This is a genomic window from Aquitalea sp. ASV11 (genome assembly GCF_016429185.1).
Taxonomy (GTDB): Bacteria; Pseudomonadota; Gammaproteobacteria; order Burkholderiales; family Chromobacteriaceae; genus Aquitalea; species Aquitalea pelogenes.
This window is the reverse complement of the sequence record NZ_JAELUD010000192.1, coordinates 1-330: the sequence shown is the minus strand read 5'-3', so window position 1 is coordinate 330 and position 330 is coordinate 1. Positions and strand designations below refer to the sequence as shown.

The following is a 330-nucleotide window of genomic DNA, read 5'->3' as shown; positions in this document are numbered from 1 at the left end:
CCAGGCCTTCGCCTTCGTTCACGCCCTGGGCGATGTCTTGCGATTGCTTGTCGTAGCAGGCCATCACGGCGCAGCCGTGGTAGTCGAAACCCAGCTCGGAGTTGTCGTAACCGATGCGCTTGATGGTTTCGCGCGCGATCTTGATGTAGTCGACATTGGCCGAGGTGGTGATTTCACCAGCCAGTACCACCAGGCCGGTGTTAACCAGGGTTTCGGCTGCTACGCGAGCGTATTTGTCTTCGCGCAGGATGGCATCGAGGATGGCATCGGAGATTTGGTCGGCTACTTTGTCCGGATGGCCTTCCGATACCGATTCCGACGTAAACAGAT

General features: G+C 57.6%; 1 protein-coding gene. It reads right to left on the bottom strand.

Going from position 1 to position 330, the window contains the following annotated elements; all coding sequences use genetic code 11:
- A partial coding sequence (locus JHD62_RS21650; protein WP_304506267.1) for an S-adenosylmethionine synthetase N-terminal domain-containing protein occupies positions 1-328 on the bottom strand: 328 nt, incomplete at its 3' end.
- Between the last annotated feature and the right edge of the window lie 2 nt (positions 329-330).